Source organism: Malikia granosa (genome assembly GCF_002980595.1).
Lineage (GTDB): Bacteria > Pseudomonadota > Gammaproteobacteria > Burkholderiales > Burkholderiaceae_C > Malikia > Malikia granosa.
Map to the genome: position 1 here is coordinate 140,403 of NZ_PVLQ01000027.1, position 16,482 is coordinate 156,884.

The window sequence follows — 16,482 nt, forward strand, 5'->3', positions numbered from 1 at the left end:
GTCGCTTCATGTCATCACCAGGCCGCCATCGACGACCAGGGTCTGGCCGGTCATGAAGCGGCTCCAGTCCGAGGCCAGGAACAGCACCGGGCCGGTCACGTCTTCGGGCGTGGCGATGCGGCCCAGCGGGGTGCGCGCGATGATCTGGTCCTTGACCGCCTCGCGGGTGGCGCGGCTGGACTCGGTCGGGCTGACCAGCCCGGGCGCGACGCAGTTGACCCTGATCCCCAGGCTGCCGAGCTCGCTCGCCAGCTGGCGGCTGAAGCCGATCAGCGCCGCCTTGGCCGTCGCGTAGTCGTGGTAGGGCAGGCTGGGCTGCTGCACCAGGTCGGTCACCAGGTTGACGATGCTGCCCTGCAGCCGCTGGCGCATCGCGGGCAGCACGGCCTGGCACAGCTGGTAGCTGGCCTGCACCGCGCCGTCGAACTGGCTCTGGTAGGCGTCCCAGGGCGTTTCCCAGAAGCGCGCGCGGTTCTCGGGGTCGAAGCGGTACGGCGCGAAGGCGTTGTTGACCAGCACGTCGATGCGCCCGGTCAGCGCCAGCACCTCGTCGACCATGGCGCGCACGGCCGCCGGGTCGCGCACGTCGGCGGCAATCGCCCAGGCCGGCACGCCGTGCGCCTCGCAGCGCGCCACCACCTCGCGCGCGGCATCGGCGCGCTCGCGGTAGTTGACCACCACCATCGCGCCCTCGCGCGCGAAGGCCTCGGCGATCGCGGCACCGATGCCCCGGCTGGCGCCGGTCACCAGCACCAGCTGCTGGTCGAAGCGACGCCTCATGGCTTGGCCGGCAGCAGGTCGGTGCCGACGATGCTGTTGACCGCGATCTCGCGCGACAGCACGCCGATGTCGCGGTAGACCTGCAGCCCGCGCTGCAGCGTGGCGGTATCCAGGCTGCCCAGGCCCTTCTTCTGCGTCAGGCTCGAGATGCTCGAGGCATTGCGCAGCTTGATGACTTCCAGGTTGATGGCCTCGTTCTGGCCGTCGATGGCGACCCGGGTCGCCAGGCGGGCCGCTTCCTCGGGAGCCTGCATCATCCACTGCGCGCTGTCGCGAAAACCTGTCAGGAAGCGGCGCAGCAGCGCTTTTTGTCGTTGGTAGGTCTCCTCGCGCACCACCAGCAGGTCGCTGCTGAGGTTGAGCTGCTGGCGCACTTCCATCACGTTGACTTCGCCCAGGCCGCGCTGGCGCCCGACCAGCAAGCCGGTGTCGGTGGCGGCGGTGGCATCGACCTGGCCCTGCATCAGCGGCGCGAAGTTGAGCAGCCCGGTCGGCACCAGGGTGATGTCGGCTTCGCTCAGGCCGGCCGAGTGCAGCAGCACCTGCAGATTCTGCCGCGTGCCGCTGGACAGGCTGTAGACGCCGACCCGCTTGCCCTTCAGGTCGGCCGGCTTGCTGATGCCGCGCGATTTGAGCGACACGACGTTGAAGACGTTCTGCGGGTAGACGTCGTAGATGGCGCGCAGCTTCTCGCCCTTGTCGAGCGCGGCGAACAGCGAGCCCGGGTCGGTGAAGGCGATGTCGGCCTGGCCGCTGAGCAGGTTGCGCAGCGCGTCGCCGCCGCCAGCGCCCGGCAGGTAGGAAAACTCGATGCCCTGGGCGCGGAAGAAGCCCTTGTCGGCCTCGACCAGCAGGTTCGTGATTTCCGAGATCGGCTTGCTCCAGCCGGCCAGCACCACCTTGTCGAGTGGCTGGGCCTGCGCCAGGTTGACCAGTCCGCCCAGCGGTGCGAGGCCGCCGGCCAGTCCGCCCACGGCCAGATAGCGGGCCAGGTCGCGTCGTGAAAGCTTGTGCATCAGATATTCCTTGGATCAAAAACGACGGTTTCAGTCACTGCCAGCGCCGCTGCAGCGCGCCGAGCAGGGCATAGGACGAGATGCCGAGCGCCGCGATCAGCGCCAGCGCGGCGAACATCAGCGCGGTGTCCATCGAGCCCTGGGCGCCGATGATCACCGCGCCCAGGCCCTGGCTGGCGCTGATGAACTCGCTCACCACGGCGCCGACCCAGGCCAGCACCAGCGCCACGCGCAGGCCCGCCGCCAGGGTGTGCCGCCCGGCCGGGATCTGCAGCCGCCACAGGGTCTGCCAGCGGCTGGCGCCCAGGGCGCGGAACAGCTCGAGCTGGCGCGCGTCGGTCTGGTCGAGCGCGCCCAGGGTGTTCTCGAGCAGCGGGAAGAAGCAGATCAGCGCCGTCATCACCACCGTGGGCAGCAGGCCAAAGCCGAACCAGACGATGAACAAGGGCGCCAGCGCCAGCTTGGGCGTCACCTGGCTCAGCACCAGGTAAGGGGTCAGCCAGCGGCGCAGGCGCCGGCTCTGCCCAAGCAGCAGGCCGGAGCCAAAGCCCAGCGCGGCGCCCAGGACCAGCCCGAGGCCGACCGATGCCAGGGTCTGCCCCAGGTGCGGCCACCAGTAGCCGGTCGCAAAGCCCTGCCAGAGCGCGCGCCCGACCTGGGACGGCGCCGGCAGCACCAGCGCCGACAGCTGCCACCAGCGGGTCGAGAGTTCCCAGGCCAGCAGCAGGCCCAGGCCAAGTAGCAGCGAGATGCCGGCATCGAACAGGCGCTTCATCGCGTGGCCTCCAGTTGCTGGCGCAATGTGGCGCACTGAGCGTGGAAGCCGGCCTGGTCGCGCCAGCGGGCGCTGCGCGGGCGCTCGGCACTGATCGACAAGCGCGCCTGCAGCCGGCCGCGGTCGAGCAGGCTGACCTGATCGCCCAGGAAGGCGGCCTCGGCCAGGTCATGGGTCACGAATAGCACGGCGCTGCCCTGTTCGGCGCAGACCGCCAGCAGGTCCTGCTGCAGCTCCTCGCGCGTCAAGGCGTCGAGCGCGGCAAAGGGCTCGTCCATGCACAGCAGCGCCGGCTGCTGCATCCAGGCCCTGGCCACGGCGACCCGGCTCTGCTGGCCGCCCGAGAGCTGCGCGGGCCGGCGCTGCGCCTGCTCCGCGATGCCGAGCCGCTGCAGCCAATGCCTGGCCTGTTCCCGGTCAGCGGCGGTCACGCGCCGCTCGAGTGAAATCGGCAGCAGCACGTTGTCGAGCACGCTCAGCCAGTCGAGCAGGGTCGGGCGCTGGAACACGAAGGCGACCTCGCGCAGCGGGCCGCGCACCGCTTCGCCGCGCCACAGCACCCGGCCGCTGCCGGGCAGCAGCAGGCCGGCGGCGAGCTTGAGCAGGCTGGTCTTGCCGCAGCCGCTGCGCCCCAGCAGGCAATGGAATTCGCCGGCCTTGATCTGCAGGGCTATGCCTTGCAGCACCGGACGGCCATCGGCATAGGCAAAGCCGATCTGCTCGAGGGTCAACAGCGGCGTCATTTCAGACTTCATAGTCGGTCAGGCCTTCGGCCAGCGCCTCGGCTGAGGCTTCCAGGTCGACCAGGGTCACCAGGTCGAGCAGGCTCGGGCGGCCGTCGGTGTGCCAGCCCGGCGCCGGCAGGGTCATGTGGCCGATGGCGCTCAGGCGGGTCACGCCCACTGCCGCCAGCTGGCTGGCCAGCGCCTGCAGCTGTTCCGGCGCCACCGCCAGGCCCGCGCTTTGCAGATGGCGCCGCTGCGGCGCCAGCCAGGCTGGCAACTCGTCTAGGCTGTCGAGCGCCACCACCTGCACGCAGCGGTGCAGCGGGCCGGGCGCAATTACCGTCGGCCGGTCGCGGTAGACCAGGCTCCAGCCGTGATCCGGGTGGCCCAGGACCTGCACGCTGGCATCGTCGAATCCGGCCCATTCCAGGCTGCTGCGCCATTGCGCGATCTGGGCCGCCTCCGCCAGTCCGGGCTGCGGCCGCGGGAATTTTGCGGAGAGCTGCTGCAGGCCGGCGGCCAGTCGCTGGGCGAATTCCAGTGGCGACACCTGGCCGCCGCGCTCGACATAGAAGGCCTGCGGCGAGTAGCAGCCCTGCTGCTCGTGCCGCACCAGGTCGTCCGCCGCCAGCCGCGCGATGGCCGGCGCGCGGCCAGCGCTCAAGGCGGCACGGCCGACCACGCCGAAGCTCAGCTTGTGGCCATGCGGCAGGAAGCGCACCCCGGGCGGCAGTTGCGCCTGCAGCTCGCGCAGCGCGGCGTCGCCGCCATAGGCCAGCAAGGTGTCGGCCTCGCTCCAGATGGCGCTGGCCGTGTCGAGGTCCTGCCGCTCCCACCACAGCACCGCGACGGCAGCACCCAGGCGCGTTTCCAGCCTGGCCAGGGTCTGGGCGAACACGGTGGCGAACACCGGTTCGCCGGCCGAGACCTTGCCGATATTGCCGGCCTTGGCCAGCAGGCCGCAGACCAGGCTCCACAGCGGCAGTCCCGGCACGTTGCCGGCCCAGACATGGGCCAGCAGATCCGGCCCCTCGGCATGGGTCCAGCCGCCGGTCACGCGCGGCTCGAAGCCGTCGAGCAGCGCCGGGTTGCCCAGATCCTCGACCAGGAAGCGCTGCAGCTGCAGCGCGCGGAAGGTCCGCAGCGTGGGGCCCAGGTTGACCCGGATCATTTCGGCCGAAAAGCCGGTGCTCAGCGGCAGCCAGCGCAGCAGCAGCTGGTGCTCAGGAGCTGCGGGGTCGAGCAGCTGCTGGATCACGCGGTCGATCGCCTGCACGATGTCGCGCACCGGCAGCGCGCGCAGGCCCTGGCGGCCCGGGCCGCGGATCTGCTCGCACAGCGTCCGCAGCTGGTCCGGCGTCAGCGCCGCTACCTCGAAGCCATGGCCGGCGGGCAGCTGCGGCGCCGGCAGCTCGCGCCAGGCCAGCTGCCCGGCGTCCAGCCCCGGCAGATGGCCAACCCGGAATACCTCAGGCTTCATGTCCGCGCGGCCGACACGAAGGACTCGACCGCCAGCGAGCAGCCCTTGGCCTGGGCGCCCTCGGCGCGTCCGAGCAGCTGGAAGCCGTCGGCGCCGACGATGCCGACATCCTCGGTCAGAATGCTAAGCACCGAGTTGTAGTTGGCCAGGTCGGTGTGCACCAGGATGCCGCGCTCGCCGTCTGGCACCGACTGGCCGGTCAGCGGGTCGATGGCACGGGTGCGCATCCAGTGCGGGCCGCGCTTGACCGAGGGCACGACCGCGTTGCCGCGGTCGTAGAACTGGGTGCTGAGCTCGGTCATGCCGTACATGTTGATGCAATGCTCGCGCGCCACGCCGAACACCTCGGACAGCTGGGCGTAGAACTGCTCCATCGGGATCTCGCGCGAGCGGCCCTTGAAGCCGCCGGTATCGAGCAGCCAGCTGCCCGCCGGCAGGCGGAAGTCCTCGCCCAGACCGGCCAGCGCGTCCATCAGGTGCACGAAGCTGTAGCTCGCGCCGAGCAGCGCGACCGGCTGCTGCTCGGCTCGTGCGCCGCGCAGGAATTCCAGCAGGCCGGCCTCATCCATGCCCTCCAGGTCCCAGCAATGGCGGCTGCCGCTCAAGCCGAAATCGTCCCGGCACAGCTGGAGGTAATGCGCGAGCGACGAGTTCGGCAGCGCCGCCTCGTCCGGGAACAGGATGGCCATGCGGATCGGCAGCGGGCCGGCACAGTTGGCGCAGTCGGCGAAATGGCGCCGCATCGACGCGTCATAGACCCGCAGCTCGGGGTGGTAATGGCGGCCTTTCTGGTCCTCGCCGCCGGTCGTGCCGCTGGTGGTGAAGACGCGCGCGCAGGCCTCGACCGGGGTGCAGCTCAGCGTGAGCTGCTTGAAGCCGTTGACCGGCACCGCCGGGATGTCCTGCCAGCGGCGCACCGTCGCCGGGGTGCGGCCGCGCGACTGGCAGAAGCGGGCATAGGCCGGATTGTGGCGCACCTGGTGCGCGAACAGGCGCAGCGCCAGCGCGTTGAAGGCCGCGTCGTCCGCGTCGGGCAGGGCGATGAAGTCCAGCAGGTCCTGGACCAGGTCCGGAGTTGAAGAGGCCATGGCAGCTTTCGAGGGCAGGGCTGCCAGGCCCTGCTGCAGCGCCATGGGGGCAACAGCAGATCCGGGACCAGCTTCCCTGCGCGAGGATTACCTCAATCAGGTTCAAAGGGACTTTCTCAGTCGGCGCCCAGTCGAGTCGGATGCCAACACCCCCAGCTTTGGGTCCTGAAAGATCAGGACGCCAAATATTCTACGCCCGGTCCGATTTCCCTGCCACGCCGAGCAGTTCGTGCAGGCGCGGGCTGGTGGTCGTGTACTGCAGCAGCTGGCGCTGCTCGGGGCGCAGCCAGGCGGCAATCGCGAAGGCCGCCAGGGTCGCCTCGTGGAAGCCGCACAGCAGCAGCTTGCGCTTGCCGGGATAGTGGCAGATGTCGCCCACCGCATGGATACCGTCCAGGCTGGTGGCCAGGGTGGCGGGGTCCACGCTCAGCAGCTTGCGCTCCATCGCCAGGCCCCAGTCGGCGATCGGGCCCAGCTTGGGAGAAAGCCCCAGCCGCGGCAGCAGCGCGTCGGCGGCCAGCGTTTCGGTGTGCTCGTCGTCGATGGCGATCTCCAGCGCTGCCAGACGCTGGCCGTCGGCGCTTGGCTGCAGGCCGACCGGCTGGCCGAGCGCCAGCGCGATCCGGCCATCGGCCAGTGCCTGTTGCAGCGCCGCCTCGAGCGCCGGATCGGCCTTGAACTTGCTGTTGCGGTGCAGCAGCGTGACGCTGGCGCATTGCCCGCTGGCTGCGAGCTGCAGCGCGGTCTCGAGCGCGGCCTCGTCGCCGCCTTGCACCACCACGCGCTGGTCCTTGAGCCGGTCCGGCTCTACCGCGTGATAGTGGACCTGGCGGCCCTCGAAGCTTGACAGCCCGTCGATGGCGACCCGGCGCGGCACGAAGGCGCCGACGCCAGCCGCGATGACGACCGCGCGCGCCAGCAGGACCAAGCCGGCACTGGTCTGCAGCCGCCAGCGGCCGTCGTCCTGCCGGACCAGGCCTTCGACCTGTTGCCCTAGGTGCAGCGGGGTCTTGAACGGCGCGAGCTGCTGCTGCAGCCGCTCGGCCAGTTCGCGGCCCGAGCAGACCGGGATGCCCGGCACGTCGTAGATCGGCTTGTCGGCGTAGAGCTCGACGCATTGGCCGCCGGCATGGGGCAGCGCATCGACGATTTGGCAGGGGATTTCCTGCAGGCCGAGCTGGAAGGCCTGGAACAGCCCCACCGGACCGGCGCCGATGATGACGCAGTCGATCTGCAGCGTGGTCTGGCGGTCAGGGGCAGCGCTCATGCTCGATCCGGTCGACTCCAGGCCAGGCGCCGATCAGCGCTGCAGCAGGTCGAGCTTGCCGGTCTTGTCCTTGAACTGCTCGTGGTCGGGCAGCGGCGCCTTGCGCTTGGTGATGCTCTTCCAGTTCGGCAGCACGGCCAGCTCGGCATTGATCTTGATCATGTGCTGCTGGTCCTTCGGCACGTCTTCCTCGGCGTAGATGGCCCCGACCGGGCACTCGGGGATGCAGACCGCGCAGTCGATGCACTCGTCCGGATCGATGGTCAGGAAGTTCGGGCCTTCGCGGAAGCAGTCGACGGGGCAGACGTCCACGCAATCGGTGTATTTGCAGGCGATGCAGGCTTCGGTAACAACGTGAGTCATTTGGGGTGGGCTGCCGCGGCAGCGCTGAGGGTGAATCTATGGAGAAAGCCGGCGCAGCCCCGCAAAGGGCAGGCCGGCGCTGCTCGGACCCGCGATTTTAAATCCTCGCGGGCCCCGTCGCTTGATCCAGGGCAAGAAGCCGGTCAGTTGACCAGCACGGCACCCGAGGTCTTGTGGCTGGCGGTGTCGACCAGGATCAGCGCGCCGAGCACGCGCGAGTCGGCAAACGACAGCGCCGGCACGGCTTCCTGCAGCAGCAACTCGACATGGCCGATCGCGTTCGGATCGAGCTGGCTCGCGGCTTCCTCGGCCAGGGTGTTGATCTCGAGCTTGTGCACCACGCGCTTGACCTTGGCCTTGACCCAGCGGTGGCCGTGCAGCGCCCAGTAGACGCGGCCGGCGACCAGCGGCTCGTCGTCCATCCAGGCGACGGTGGCCGACAGTTCCTTCTGGCCCGGATAGGGGCTGACCGCCGCCGGGCTGTCGAAGTCGTCGTCGGCGACCGCTGCCGCCACCGGAGCCGCCAGGATCCAGTCGCCGCGCGAGACATCGACCTCGCGGTCGAGCGTGACACCGGCGCTGCGGCCGGCCGCCACGGCGCCGGGGCGGCGCGCATGGTCGAGCACCTGGGCCACGACCGCCTTTTGGCCGCTCGGGAACACCTGCACCTCGGTGCCGGGCGCGAAGCTGCCGGCAGCGACCCGGCCCCAGAACACGCGCCGGCCCTGGCTGGTCACATGGCTGTCGTGCTGCTTCTCGACCCATTGCACCGGCAGCGCGACCGGCGCCTGCACCTCGGTCGGGGTGTTGGGCAGTTGCTCGAGGATCTGCAGCAGGGTCGGGCCCTCGTAGCCGCACCAGCCGGGGTTCGTGAAGTCAACCACGTTCCAGCCCTTGAGCGCCGACACCGGCACGATGGCGGTCACCGGAATGCCGGCCTCGGCCGCGAAGGCGTTCAGTGCGCCGCTGATGTTCTTGAAGGCCAGCGCGGCGTCGGCGACCGCGTCGAGCTTGTTGACCGCGAACACGATGCTCGGCACGCGCAGCAGTTTGCACAGCAGCGAGTGGCGACGGGTCTGCGGCAGCAGCTTGAGGCCGGCATCGGCCCAGTCGAGCTTGATCGCATCGACCAGCACCACGGCGGCGTCGGCGCTCGAGGCGGCCGTCACCATGTTGCGCGTGTACTGCTCGTGGCCCGGCGCGTCGCCGATGATGAACTTGCGCTCCTCGGTGCTGAAGTAGCGGTAGGCGACGTCGATCGTGATGCCCTGCTCGCGCTCGGCGGAGAGGCCGTCGGTCAGCAGCGCCAGGTCGGTCTCGCCGCCGCGTTGCACGCCGGCCAGGTGATCCTGCAGCACGGCCTTGCTGTCGACCAGCAGGCGACCGATCAGCGTGCTCTTGCCGTCGTCGACCGAGCCGCAGGTGATGAATTTGAGTGCGTCCATGTGTCTAGTCTCTTTGCGGGTCTGACGGGGGCTTAGAAATAGCCTTCGCGCTTGCGCTTTTCCATCGAGGCGTCGCTGGTCTTGTCGTCCATGCGGGTCGCGCCGCGCTCGCTCAGGTCGGCGGCCAGGGTCTCGATCACGATCTCGGCCGGGGTGGCGGCGGTGCTCGCGACCGGGCAGGTGCAGGTGATGTCGCCCACGGTGCGGAAACGCACGTCGCGCAGCACGACCTGCTCGCCCTCCTTGGGCGGGGTCAGCGGCGTGACCGGCACCAGCAGGCCCTTGCGCTCGACGATCTCGCGCTGGTGGGTGTAGTAGAGGCTGGGCAGGCCGATGTTCTCGCGCTCGATGTACTGCCAGACATCCATCTCGGTCCAGTTGCTGATCGGGAAGACGCGGAAATGCTCGCCCGGTTGCAGGCGGGTGTTGAACAGCGTCCAGAGTTCGGGCCGTTGGGCCTTGGGCTGCCACTGGCCGAAGGCGTCGCGGTGGCTGAAGATGCGTTCCTTGGCGCGCGCCTTCTCCTCGTCGCGGCGGGCGCCGCCCATCAGCGCGTCGAAGCGGAATTCCTCGATCGCTTCCAGCAGCGTGACCGACTGGTGCGCGTTGCGGCTCTCGCCCGGATGCGACAGGCGCACCGTGCCGCGCGCCATCGAGTCCTCGACGCTGCGCACGATCAGCTCGGCGCCGAGCTCCTGGGCGCGGAAATCGCGGAAATCGGTCACTTCCTTGAAGTTGTGGCCGGTGTCGATCATCAGCAGCGGATACGGGATGCGACCGATGCCGAACGCCTTCTCGGCGCACTTGAGCATCACGAGCGAGTCCTTGCCGCCCGAGAACAGCATGGCGGGACGCTCGAAGGTGGCGGCGACCTCGCGCAGGATGAAGATGGTTTCTTCTTCCAGCGCGTCGAGGTGCGAGTTGTTGAGTTGGTGGCTCATATCGGTTTCTTGGTCAGCCGGGGACAGCGCTGAAGGCCTGTCCCCGAGTTCATTGGGTCGGTCTAGTCGGTTGGGGACAGAGCTGAAGGCCCGCTCCCTCTGATCGGTTGGGGACAGAGCTGAAGATCTGTCCCCAAGGTCATTAGCCGCCTGCCTTGACGTGCAGGCCGCATTCCTTGGCGGCTTCGTCTTCCCACCACCAGCGGCCGGCGCGGAATTCCTCGCCCAGGCTGATCGCGCGGGTGCAGGGCACGCAGCCGATGCTCGGGAAGAACTGGTCGTGCAGCGGGTTGTAGTCGACCTGGTTTTGTGCGATGTAATGCCAGACATCGCCCCAGGTCCAGTCGGCCAGCGGGTTGAACTTGGTCAGGCCCTTGGTCGCGACCTCGGACTCGTCGATCAGCGGCACCTCGGCGCGGGCGTTCGACTGCTCGCGGCGCAGGCCGGTGATCCAGGCCTTCTGGCCCGCGAGCGCACGCGCCAGCGGTTCCATCTTGCGGATGCCGCAGCATTCCTTGCGCAGCGCGATGCTGTCGTAGATCGAGTTCTGGCCCTTGTCGCGCACGAAGGCGATCACGGCCTCATGCTGCGGGCGGTAGACCTGGATCGGCGCGCGCGAATGCGCCTCGGTGCGCTCGAGCAGCTCCAGCGTCTCGGCATGCAGCCGGCCGGTCTCGAGCACGAACACCGGGATGTCGAGTGCCAGCGCGTTGATCAGGTGCGTGATCACCACGTCCTCGGCGCCCAGGCTCGAGGCCTGCTTGAGCGGCTGGAACTCGGCGGCGGCACGCTGCAGCAGCGCCTGCGTGGTCGCGAGCTTGGTGGCATAGTCGGCCGAGGGCTTGGCGTGCAGCTCGGTCGCCGACAGGCGCTGCGGCTTGAAGGCGGAAGAGGCGTACGAGCCGTCCAGGCTGGAGGTTTCGCTCATCGGGTGTCCCTTCAGGCCGTCTTGGCGAAGCGCGGTTGCAGGTCGGTCGCATCGCCCTGGTAGAAGCCGCTGTAATGCTGCAGCAGCTTCTCGCCCACGGCCGGGTCCTGGTCGGCGCGCAGCACGGCTTCCGAGAAGCCGCAGCGCCGCATCTGCAGCAGCTGGTCGACCAGCACGTCGCCGGTGGCGCGGATCACGCCGGCAAAGCCGAGCCGACGGCGCAGCTCGAAGGCCTGGCTGAAGGCGCGGCCATCGGCGAACTTGGGGAAGGCCAGGTCGATGCGCTGCACCCCGGTCAGGTCCAGCGTCTGCACATCGACGTCATTGGCCACGGTCAGCAAGGCGCCAGCGGCCGGTGCGGCTTCGGTGGCGAGGTCTTGGGCGTTCAGCAGTTTCATGGTCTGGTTCTCGTCGGTTCGGCAGTCGTTCAGGCCTCGGTGCGCGCGGTGGCCACGCGCACGGCATTGGCGGCGGCCTTGTAGGGCTCGGCGCCGACGCGCTGGTAGGTGGCCAGGAAGGTTTCGCCGGGCTGGCGCTGCGCGACATGGGTCTCGAGCAGGGCCTCGATCACGTCGGGTACCTCGCCGTGGGCAAACGACGGGCCGATCACCTTGCCGGGAGTCGGCTTGCCGCTCAGGTCCGAGCCGTCCGAGCCGCCCAGCGTGACCTGGTACCACTCCTTGCCGTCCTTGTCGACGCCCAGGATGCCGATATGGCCGCTGTGGTGGTGACCGCAGCTATTGATGCAGCCGCTGATGTGCAGGTCGATCTCGCCCAGGTCCTCCAGCTCGTCGAGGTCCTGGTAGCGCTCGGTGATGGCGTCGGCCAGCGGCAGCGAGCGCGCATTGGCCAGGTCGCAGAAGTCACCGCCCGGGCAGGCGATCATGTCGGTCAGCAGGCGCACATTGGCCTTGGCCAGGCCCAGGCGCTTGGCTTCGCGCCAGACCGCGGGCAGCAAGTCGGCACGCACCCAGGGCAGCACCAGGTTCTGGTCATGGGTCACGCGCAGCTCGCCGGCGCTGAAGGCATCGGCCAGCTCGGCCACCGCGTCGAGCTGGTCGGCGGTCGCGTCGCCCGGCGACTGGCCCACGCGCTTGAACGACAGCGTGACCGCGCGCAGCGCCGGGTTGCGGTGCGGCTGCACATTGCGCGCCAGCCAGCGCTGGAATTCGGCGGCTTCCTCGGCGCTGACCGGCTCGGCTGCCGGGGCGCTGAAATCGATTGTCGGCTCTACGAAGCAGGCCTGCACGCGCGCCAGCTCGGCTTCGGTGATGGTGTGCGGGCCGCCGTCCTGCTCGAGGATGCGGCGGAACTCGGTCTCGACCTCGTCGAAGTAGCGCTGGCCCTCGGCCTTGACCAGGATCTTGATGCGCGCCTTGTACAGGTTGTCGCGCCGGCCCCAGAGGTTGTAGACCCGGATCACGGCTTCCAGGTAGTTGAGCAGCTGGTTCCAGGGCAGGAAGTCGCGGATGGTGGTCGCGATCACCGGGGTGCGGCCCATGCCGCCGCCCACCAGCACCTCGAAGCCGAGCTCGCCGGCCTCGTTCCTCTTGAGCTTGAGGCCGATGTCATGCCAGGCGGTCGCGGCGCGGTCCTCGGTCGCGCCGACGATGGCGCACTTGAACTTGCGCGGCAGGAAGCCGAACTCGGGGTGCAGCGTGCTCCACTGGCGCAGGATCTCGCCGAAGGGGCGCGGATCGGCGATCTCGTCGACCGCCACCCCGGCCAGCGCGTCGCTGGTGGTGTTGCGGATGCAGTTGCCGCTGGTCTGGATGCCATGCAGGCCGACCGTGGCCAGCAGGTCCATCACGTCGGCAGCCTGGGTCAGCGGAATCCAGTTGAACTGGACGTTCTGGCGCGTCGTGAAATGGGCGTAGCCGGTCAGCAGGCGGCTGCCGATGGCCTTGCCGTCGCGCAGCTGGATGTCGCCGAGCTTGTTCTGTGCCGCCACCGCGCCCTGGAACACCTCGTGGCTGGGCTGGTCGTACTCGCGCGCGATCCGGCCCAGCACGCGCAGCTGCTTGGTGCTCAGTTCGCCGTAGGGCACGGCAACGCGCAGCATGGGCGCGTGGCGCTGGATGTACCAGCCATTCTGCAGCCGCAGCGGCTTGAACTCGTCGCCGCCCAGTGTGCCGGCATGGAAGCGATCGAGCTGGTCGCGGAACTGCTCGGCGCGCTGGCGCACGAACTGGCGGTCAAATTCGGTGTATTGGTACATACGGGTTCAGGTTCAATAAACGGTTCAGACGGCGATCAGCTTGGTGCCGGCATAGGCCAGCAGCAGCGCCAGCAGCGAGCGCACCAGGCGCTCCGGGGTCTTGTGGATCAGCTGGGCGCCGATCCAGATGCCGGGCAGCGAGCCCGCCAGCAGCTTGAGCAGCAGCTCCCAGTCGACCGAGCCCAGCGAGGCGTGCCCCAGCCCGGCGACCAGGGTCAGCGGCACGGCATAGGCGATATCGGCCGCAATGATACGCGGCAGCGGCAGCAGCGGAAACAGCACCAGCAACACCGTCACGCCGATGGCGCCGGCACCGACCGAGGTCAGCGTGACCAGGCAGCCGATCAGGGCGCCGAACAGCACCGGCAGGCTCCAGTGGCGCGCGCGCATCGCATCGGTCGGCTCGCCGCCGCCGCCCGTCGCGACCCGCTGGCCCTGGCTGTCCATCACGCGCTGCGGCGGCTTGCGCATGCGGATCGCCTTGAACAGGGTGGCGCCGGCGGTCAGCAGCAGCGCGCAGCCCAGGGTGGTGGTCATAAGCTTTTGCACCGCGGCGCTGGCCGCGCCGAGTTCGTGCAGCGCATAGAGGGTCGCGAACGAGGCCGGCAGGCTGCCGGCGCAGAGCTGGCCGACCACGCGCCAGGGCACCAGCCGCTGCCGCATCAGGCTGATGGTGCCGCCGGCCTTGGTGAAGGCCGCGAACAGCAGGTCGGTGCCGACCGCCATGTAGGGCTTGACGCCGAAGAAGAAGATCAGGATCGGGGTCATCAGCGAGCCACCGCCGACGCCGGTCAAGCCGACGATCAGACCCACTGCAAAACCCGCGATGACAAAGCCAATATCGTGCATGGGTCGCCACTGTAGAGTGGAGCCTAATAATCCCAAACGATTTTTTTCTTGTTTCTACATGCAGAAAAAGTAATAAGCTGTCCAGCAGGCTGGGCTCAGGCGGATCGGTTCGCTGCCTTCTGGCCAAAGCGCGACGCCAGCAGCGACTGCGCCAGCTTGCGCTCGACCGGCCAGGGCTCGCCGTGCATCAGCGCCGCCAGCAGTTCGCCGCACAGCACCGACAGCGTCAGGCCGCGCGCGCCCATGCCGGCGCAGACCTGCAGGCCCGGCCAGGCCTGTGCATCCAGCGGGCCGACCGCCGGCACCCGGTCCGGCAGGGTGCAGCGCAGGCCGGCCCAGGCGCCGGCCTGCTCGAAGGCCGGTGCCAGCGCCTGCCCCAGCGCCGGCAGCAGGCGCATCAGCTTGTCGCGGTTGGCGACCTGGTCCTCGGGCTTGAGCAAGGCCTCGGTGACCGCGCGCTCGAAGGTCGAGCCCGCGATCCAGGCCGGGCGGCCGTCCGGACCGGGCGTGCCGCTGACGAAGCAGCCATGGCCGTTGACCGGCATGGCGGGCAGCAGGGCCCGGACTTCGGGCGGCAACTCCTCCAGCGCGCCCCAGCTGATCTGGCCGCGCAGCGGATTGAGCGGCGGCGAGGCCAGGCCGGCGCGCTCCAGCAAATCGCGCGTGGCATAGGCGCTGGCGAGCACGACCTGCTCGGCGCGGGCCAGTTCGCTGCCAGCGCCGTCGAGCAGGCGCCAGCCGCCCTCGGCCAGCGGCTCCAGCGCCGCGACCCGGCAGCCGCCGCGCCATTCGATCCGCGGATGCCGCAGCTGTGCGCCGACCAGGCGGGCCGGACGCAGCCAGCCGGCCAGTCCGTGCCAGAGCGCCTGGCTGTCGGGGGCCAGTCCGGCGGCTGCCAGTTCGTCCGGGCTGGCCGTGCGGCTCGACGGCAAGCCGGCCTGCTGCCAGATTTCAGTACGCGGCAGGCTGTGCTTGCCCTCGATCTGGTGCTCGAGCACCCCGCTGGGCGCCCAGTCCTCGCCCTCGCGCAGCAGGTCGGCGGCACGCTGCAGCGTCAGGCGCACGCCAGCGCGCGTCAGGCGTGACAGCGCCGCGTCGTCGGGCGACACATGCGGCGCGACCAGTCCGGCCGGCAGCCCCGAGGCGCCGGCCGCGGGAGCGTCGGCAGCGTCGAGCAGCAGCACCTGCCAGCCGCGCTGGGCCAGGCTCCAGGCGCAGGCCGAGCCCGACAGCCCGGCGCCGACGATGACCGCGCGCCGCTTGGCCGGTGCCTGGCCCAGGCGCAACATGGCCTTGGGTTGCCAGCGCGGCGCGAAGCAGGCGCGCAGGCAGTCACGCTTGGGCGGCAGGCCGGCGGCTTTCTCGACCGCGAAGCCCGCCGTGACCAGCCCGTCGCGCAAGGCGCGCGCAATGGTCCAGGTGGCCAGCCGCGTGCCGGGCCGGCTCAGCCGCGCCACCGCCCTGAGCAGCGGCAGCTCCCACAGCTCGGGGTTGACCTCTGGGCTGAAGCCATCGAGGAAGATGCTGTCGACGGCCGAATCCAGGGTCGGCAGCAGGTCCTGCGCCAGTCCTATCGCCAGCGTCAGCTGGACCTGGCCGCCCTCGAACACCAGGCGATGGATGCCCGGCAGCATGGCCTGCCACTGCCCGGCGAGCTGTTCCGCCAGGGCCTGCCGTTCCGGGAAGGGGCGGGCGCTGCGCCGGATGTCGTCGGCACTGACCGGCGTCGATTCGACCGAAGTGAAGAACAGTCGCTGCGGCCGCTGCGGGTCGTCGCGCCAGGCCTGCCAGGTCGCCAGGAAGTTCAGCCCGAGCCCGAAGCCGGTCTCGAGCAGCTGCCAGCTCTCGCGGCCTGACCATTGCGCGGGGCTGCCGTCGTCGCCGCGCAGCAGGCCGCACCCGGCCAGGAAGACATGACGTGCCTGCTCCAGTCCGCCGCGACCGTCGACGCCGGTGCTGCGGTAGACATCGTCGAAGCGCAGGCTGTGCGGCGTGCCATCCTCCAGCCAGCTGACCGGGCTGACCATGCCGCGATCAGGATTCGGTCGGCGGCACGTAGCCGGCGGCCTGGTCGGCGCCTTCGCCGAAGAAATGCTTCTCCATCTGGCGGGCCAGGTACTGGCGGGCGCGGGCGTCGGCCAGGTTCAGGCGGTTCTCGTTGACCAGCATGGTCTGGTGCTTGAGCCAGTCGGCCCAGGCCTGCTTGCTCACGCTTTGCCAGATGCGCTTGCCCATTTCGCCGGGGTAGGGCGGGAAATCCAGGCCTTCGGCCTCGACGCCGAGCTTGATGCATTGAACGGTGCGCGCCATCTTGCTATCCTTCTTTAGAAATTCAGGTTATGAAAGTATGAAATTTTATTGTTTCTTCTGTCTGGCAAGCGCGGGCACAATCCGCCCCGCTGACCAAGCGTGAGACTGTAGCAAGCTTTGCATGTCCGATCCGGCGCGGGCTTGATCTGGCGCAAGCAGGGGTGGGATCATCCCCAGGCGCTACACTACGGGCCTTTGCTGCCTGGCAGCGACTGACCCATTTCCATCCGGCCCTGCAGACGGTCACCGACTGTCCGGGCACAGGCAGCGCCGACCCGGCCCTGCCTGGCATAGAGC

General features: G+C 69.5%; 16 protein-coding genes and 1 riboswitch. All 16 genes read right to left on the reverse strand.

The window, feature by feature from the left end; translation table 11 throughout:
- Positions 1 to 6 precede the first annotated feature (6 nt).
- Positions 7 to 780 carry a 3-oxoacyl-ACP reductase gene (locus C6P64_RS08395; protein ID WP_105748106.1) on the reverse strand — a complete coding sequence of 258 codons (774 nt, stop codon included), beginning with the start codon at positions 778 to 780 and terminating at the stop codon, positions 7 to 9.
- Positions 777 to 1,796: an ABC transporter substrate-binding protein gene (locus C6P64_RS08400; RefSeq protein ID WP_105748107.1), complete on the reverse strand. Its 1,020-nt coding sequence runs from the start codon at positions 1,794 to 1,796 to the stop codon at positions 777 to 779. Before C6P64_RS08400 ends, C6P64_RS08395 begins: the two co-directional genes overlap by 4 nt.
- A gap of 34 nt (positions 1,797 to 1,830) precedes the next feature.
- Positions 1,831 to 2,571 carry an ABC transporter permease gene (locus C6P64_RS08405; RefSeq protein WP_105748108.1) on the reverse strand — a complete coding sequence of 247 codons (741 nt, stop codon included), beginning with the start codon at positions 2,569 to 2,571 and terminating at the stop codon, positions 1,831 to 1,833.
- Positions 2,568 to 3,314: an ABC transporter ATP-binding protein gene (locus C6P64_RS08410; protein ID WP_105748109.1), complete on the reverse strand. Its 747-nt coding sequence runs from the start codon at positions 3,312 to 3,314 to the stop codon at positions 2,568 to 2,570. Before C6P64_RS08410 ends, C6P64_RS08405 begins: the two co-directional genes overlap by 4 nt.
- Before the next feature lies 1 nt (position 3,315).
- Positions 3,316 to 4,776 carry an acyl-CoA reductase gene (locus C6P64_RS08415; protein WP_105748110.1) on the reverse strand — a complete coding sequence of 487 codons (1,461 nt, stop codon included), beginning with the start codon at positions 4,774 to 4,776 and terminating at the stop codon, positions 3,316 to 3,318.
- Entirely contained in the window at positions 4,773 to 5,864 is a 1,092-nt protein-coding gene (locus tag C6P64_RS08420; RefSeq protein WP_105748249.1) for a LuxE/PaaK family acyltransferase, read from the reverse strand. Before C6P64_RS08420 ends, C6P64_RS08415 begins: the two co-directional genes overlap by 4 nt.
- Positions 5,865 to 5,920: 56 nt before the next feature.
- A riboswitch (TPP riboswitch) is annotated at positions 5,921 to 6,028 on the reverse strand.
- Between the two features lie 26 nt (positions 6,029 to 6,054).
- Positions 6,055 to 7,131, reverse strand: a complete 1,077-nt coding sequence (locus C6P64_RS08425) for an NAD(P)/FAD-dependent oxidoreductase (protein ID WP_105748111.1) — start codon at positions 7,129 to 7,131, stop codon at positions 6,055 to 6,057.
- A gap of 33 nt (positions 7,132 to 7,164) precedes the next feature.
- Entirely contained in the window at positions 7,165 to 7,494 is a 330-nt protein-coding gene (gene fdxA / locus C6P64_RS08430; RefSeq protein ID WP_105748112.1) for a ferredoxin FdxA, read from the reverse strand.
- Positions 7,495 to 7,637: 143 nt separating this feature from the next.
- Entirely contained in the window at positions 7,638 to 8,939 is a 1,302-nt protein-coding gene (locus C6P64_RS08435; RefSeq protein WP_105748113.1) for a sulfate adenylyltransferase subunit 1, read from the reverse strand.
- A gap of 32 nt (positions 8,940 to 8,971) precedes the next feature.
- Positions 8,972 to 9,880, reverse strand: a complete 909-nt coding sequence (gene cysD / locus C6P64_RS08440; RefSeq protein WP_105748114.1) for a sulfate adenylyltransferase subunit CysD — start codon at positions 9,878 to 9,880, stop codon at positions 8,972 to 8,974.
- A gap of 142 nt (positions 9,881 to 10,022) precedes the next feature.
- Complete coding sequence (locus C6P64_RS08445) at positions 10,023 to 10,808, reverse strand: phosphoadenylyl-sulfate reductase (protein WP_105748115.1); 786 nt, start codon at positions 10,806 to 10,808, stop codon at positions 10,023 to 10,025.
- Positions 10,809 to 10,819: 11 nt separating this feature from the next.
- Positions 10,820 to 11,206, reverse strand: a complete 387-nt coding sequence (locus tag C6P64_RS08450) for a DUF934 domain-containing protein (RefSeq protein ID WP_105748116.1) — start codon at positions 11,204 to 11,206, stop codon at positions 10,820 to 10,822.
- Positions 11,207 to 11,235: 29 nt separating this feature from the next.
- Positions 11,236 to 13,026: a nitrite/sulfite reductase gene (locus tag C6P64_RS08455; protein WP_105748117.1), complete on the reverse strand. Its 1,791-nt coding sequence runs from the start codon at positions 13,024 to 13,026 to the stop codon at positions 11,236 to 11,238.
- A gap of 24 nt (positions 13,027 to 13,050) precedes the next feature.
- Positions 13,051 to 13,875: a sulfite exporter TauE/SafE family protein gene (locus tag C6P64_RS08460; RefSeq protein ID WP_105748118.1), complete on the reverse strand. Its 825-nt coding sequence runs from the start codon at positions 13,873 to 13,875 to the stop codon at positions 13,051 to 13,053.
- Positions 13,876 to 13,970: 95 nt separating this feature from the next.
- Positions 13,971 to 15,902 (reverse strand): bifunctional tRNA (5-methylaminomethyl-2-thiouridine)(34)-methyltransferase MnmC2/FAD-dependent 5-carboxymethylaminomethyl-2-thiouridine(34) oxidoreductase MnmC1, encoded by a 1,932-nt coding sequence (gene mnmC, locus C6P64_RS08465; RefSeq protein ID WP_105748119.1) that lies wholly within the window; start codon positions 15,900 to 15,902, stop codon positions 13,971 to 13,973.
- Positions 15,903 to 15,909: 7 nt separating this feature from the next.
- The gene (locus C6P64_RS08470; RefSeq protein ID WP_105748120.1) at positions 15,910 to 16,185 is read right to left on the reverse strand and encodes an oxidative damage protection protein; all 276 of its coding nucleotides are present in this window, start codon (positions 16,183 to 16,185) and stop codon (positions 15,910 to 15,912) included.
- Positions 16,186 to 16,482 lie beyond the last annotated feature (297 nt).

Bases quoted from the DNA above. Each gene is read 5' to 3' on its own strand.
- C6P64_RS08395 (WP_105748106.1), bottom strand. From the start codon at position 780: ATGAGGCGTCGCTTCGACCAGCAGCTGGTGCTGGTGACCGGCGCCAGC.
- C6P64_RS08400 (WP_105748107.1), bottom strand. From the start codon at position 1,796: ATGCACAAGCTTTCACGACGCGACCTGGCCCGCTATCTGGCCGTGGGC.
- C6P64_RS08405 (WP_105748108.1), bottom strand. From the start codon at position 2,571: ATGAAGCGCCTGTTCGATGCCGGCATCTCGCTGCTACTTGGCCTGGGC.
- C6P64_RS08410 (WP_105748109.1), bottom strand. From the start codon at position 3,314: ATGACGCCGCTGTTGACCCTCGAGCAGATCGGCTTTGCCTATGCCGAT.
- C6P64_RS08415 (WP_105748110.1), bottom strand. From the start codon at position 4,776: ATGAAGCCTGAGGTATTCCGGGTTGGCCATCTGCCGGGGCTGGACGCC.
- C6P64_RS08420 (WP_105748249.1), bottom strand. From the start codon at position 5,864: ATGGCCTCTTCAACTCCGGACCTGGTCCAGGACCTGCTGGACTTCATC.
- C6P64_RS08425 (WP_105748111.1), bottom strand. From the start codon at position 7,131: ATGAGCGCTGCCCCTGACCGCCAGACCACGCTGCAGATCGACTGCGTC.
- fdxA (WP_105748112.1), bottom strand. From the start codon at position 7,494: ATGACTCACGTTGTTACCGAAGCCTGCATCGCCTGCAAATACACCGAT.
- C6P64_RS08435 (WP_105748113.1), bottom strand. From the start codon at position 8,939: ATGGACGCACTCAAATTCATCACCTGCGGCTCGGTCGACGACGGCAAG.
- cysD (WP_105748114.1), bottom strand. From the start codon at position 9,880: ATGAGCCACCAACTCAACAACTCGCACCTCGACGCGCTGGAAGAAGAA.
- C6P64_RS08445 (WP_105748115.1), bottom strand. From the start codon at position 10,808: ATGAGCGAAACCTCCAGCCTGGACGGCTCGTACGCCTCTTCCGCCTTC.
- C6P64_RS08450 (WP_105748116.1), bottom strand. From the start codon at position 11,206: ATGAAACTGCTGAACGCCCAAGACCTCGCCACCGAAGCCGCACCGGCC.
- C6P64_RS08455 (WP_105748117.1), bottom strand. From the start codon at position 13,026: ATGTACCAATACACCGAATTTGACCGCCAGTTCGTGCGCCAGCGCGCC.
- C6P64_RS08460 (WP_105748118.1), bottom strand. From the start codon at position 13,875: ATGCACGATATTGGCTTTGTCATCGCGGGTTTTGCAGTGGGTCTGATC.
- mnmC (WP_105748119.1), bottom strand. From the start codon at position 15,902: ATGGTCAGCCCGGTCAGCTGGCTGGAGGATGGCACGCCGCACAGCCTG.
- C6P64_RS08470 (WP_105748120.1), bottom strand. From the start codon at position 16,185: ATGGCGCGCACCGTTCAATGCATCAAGCTCGGCGTCGAGGCCGAAGGC.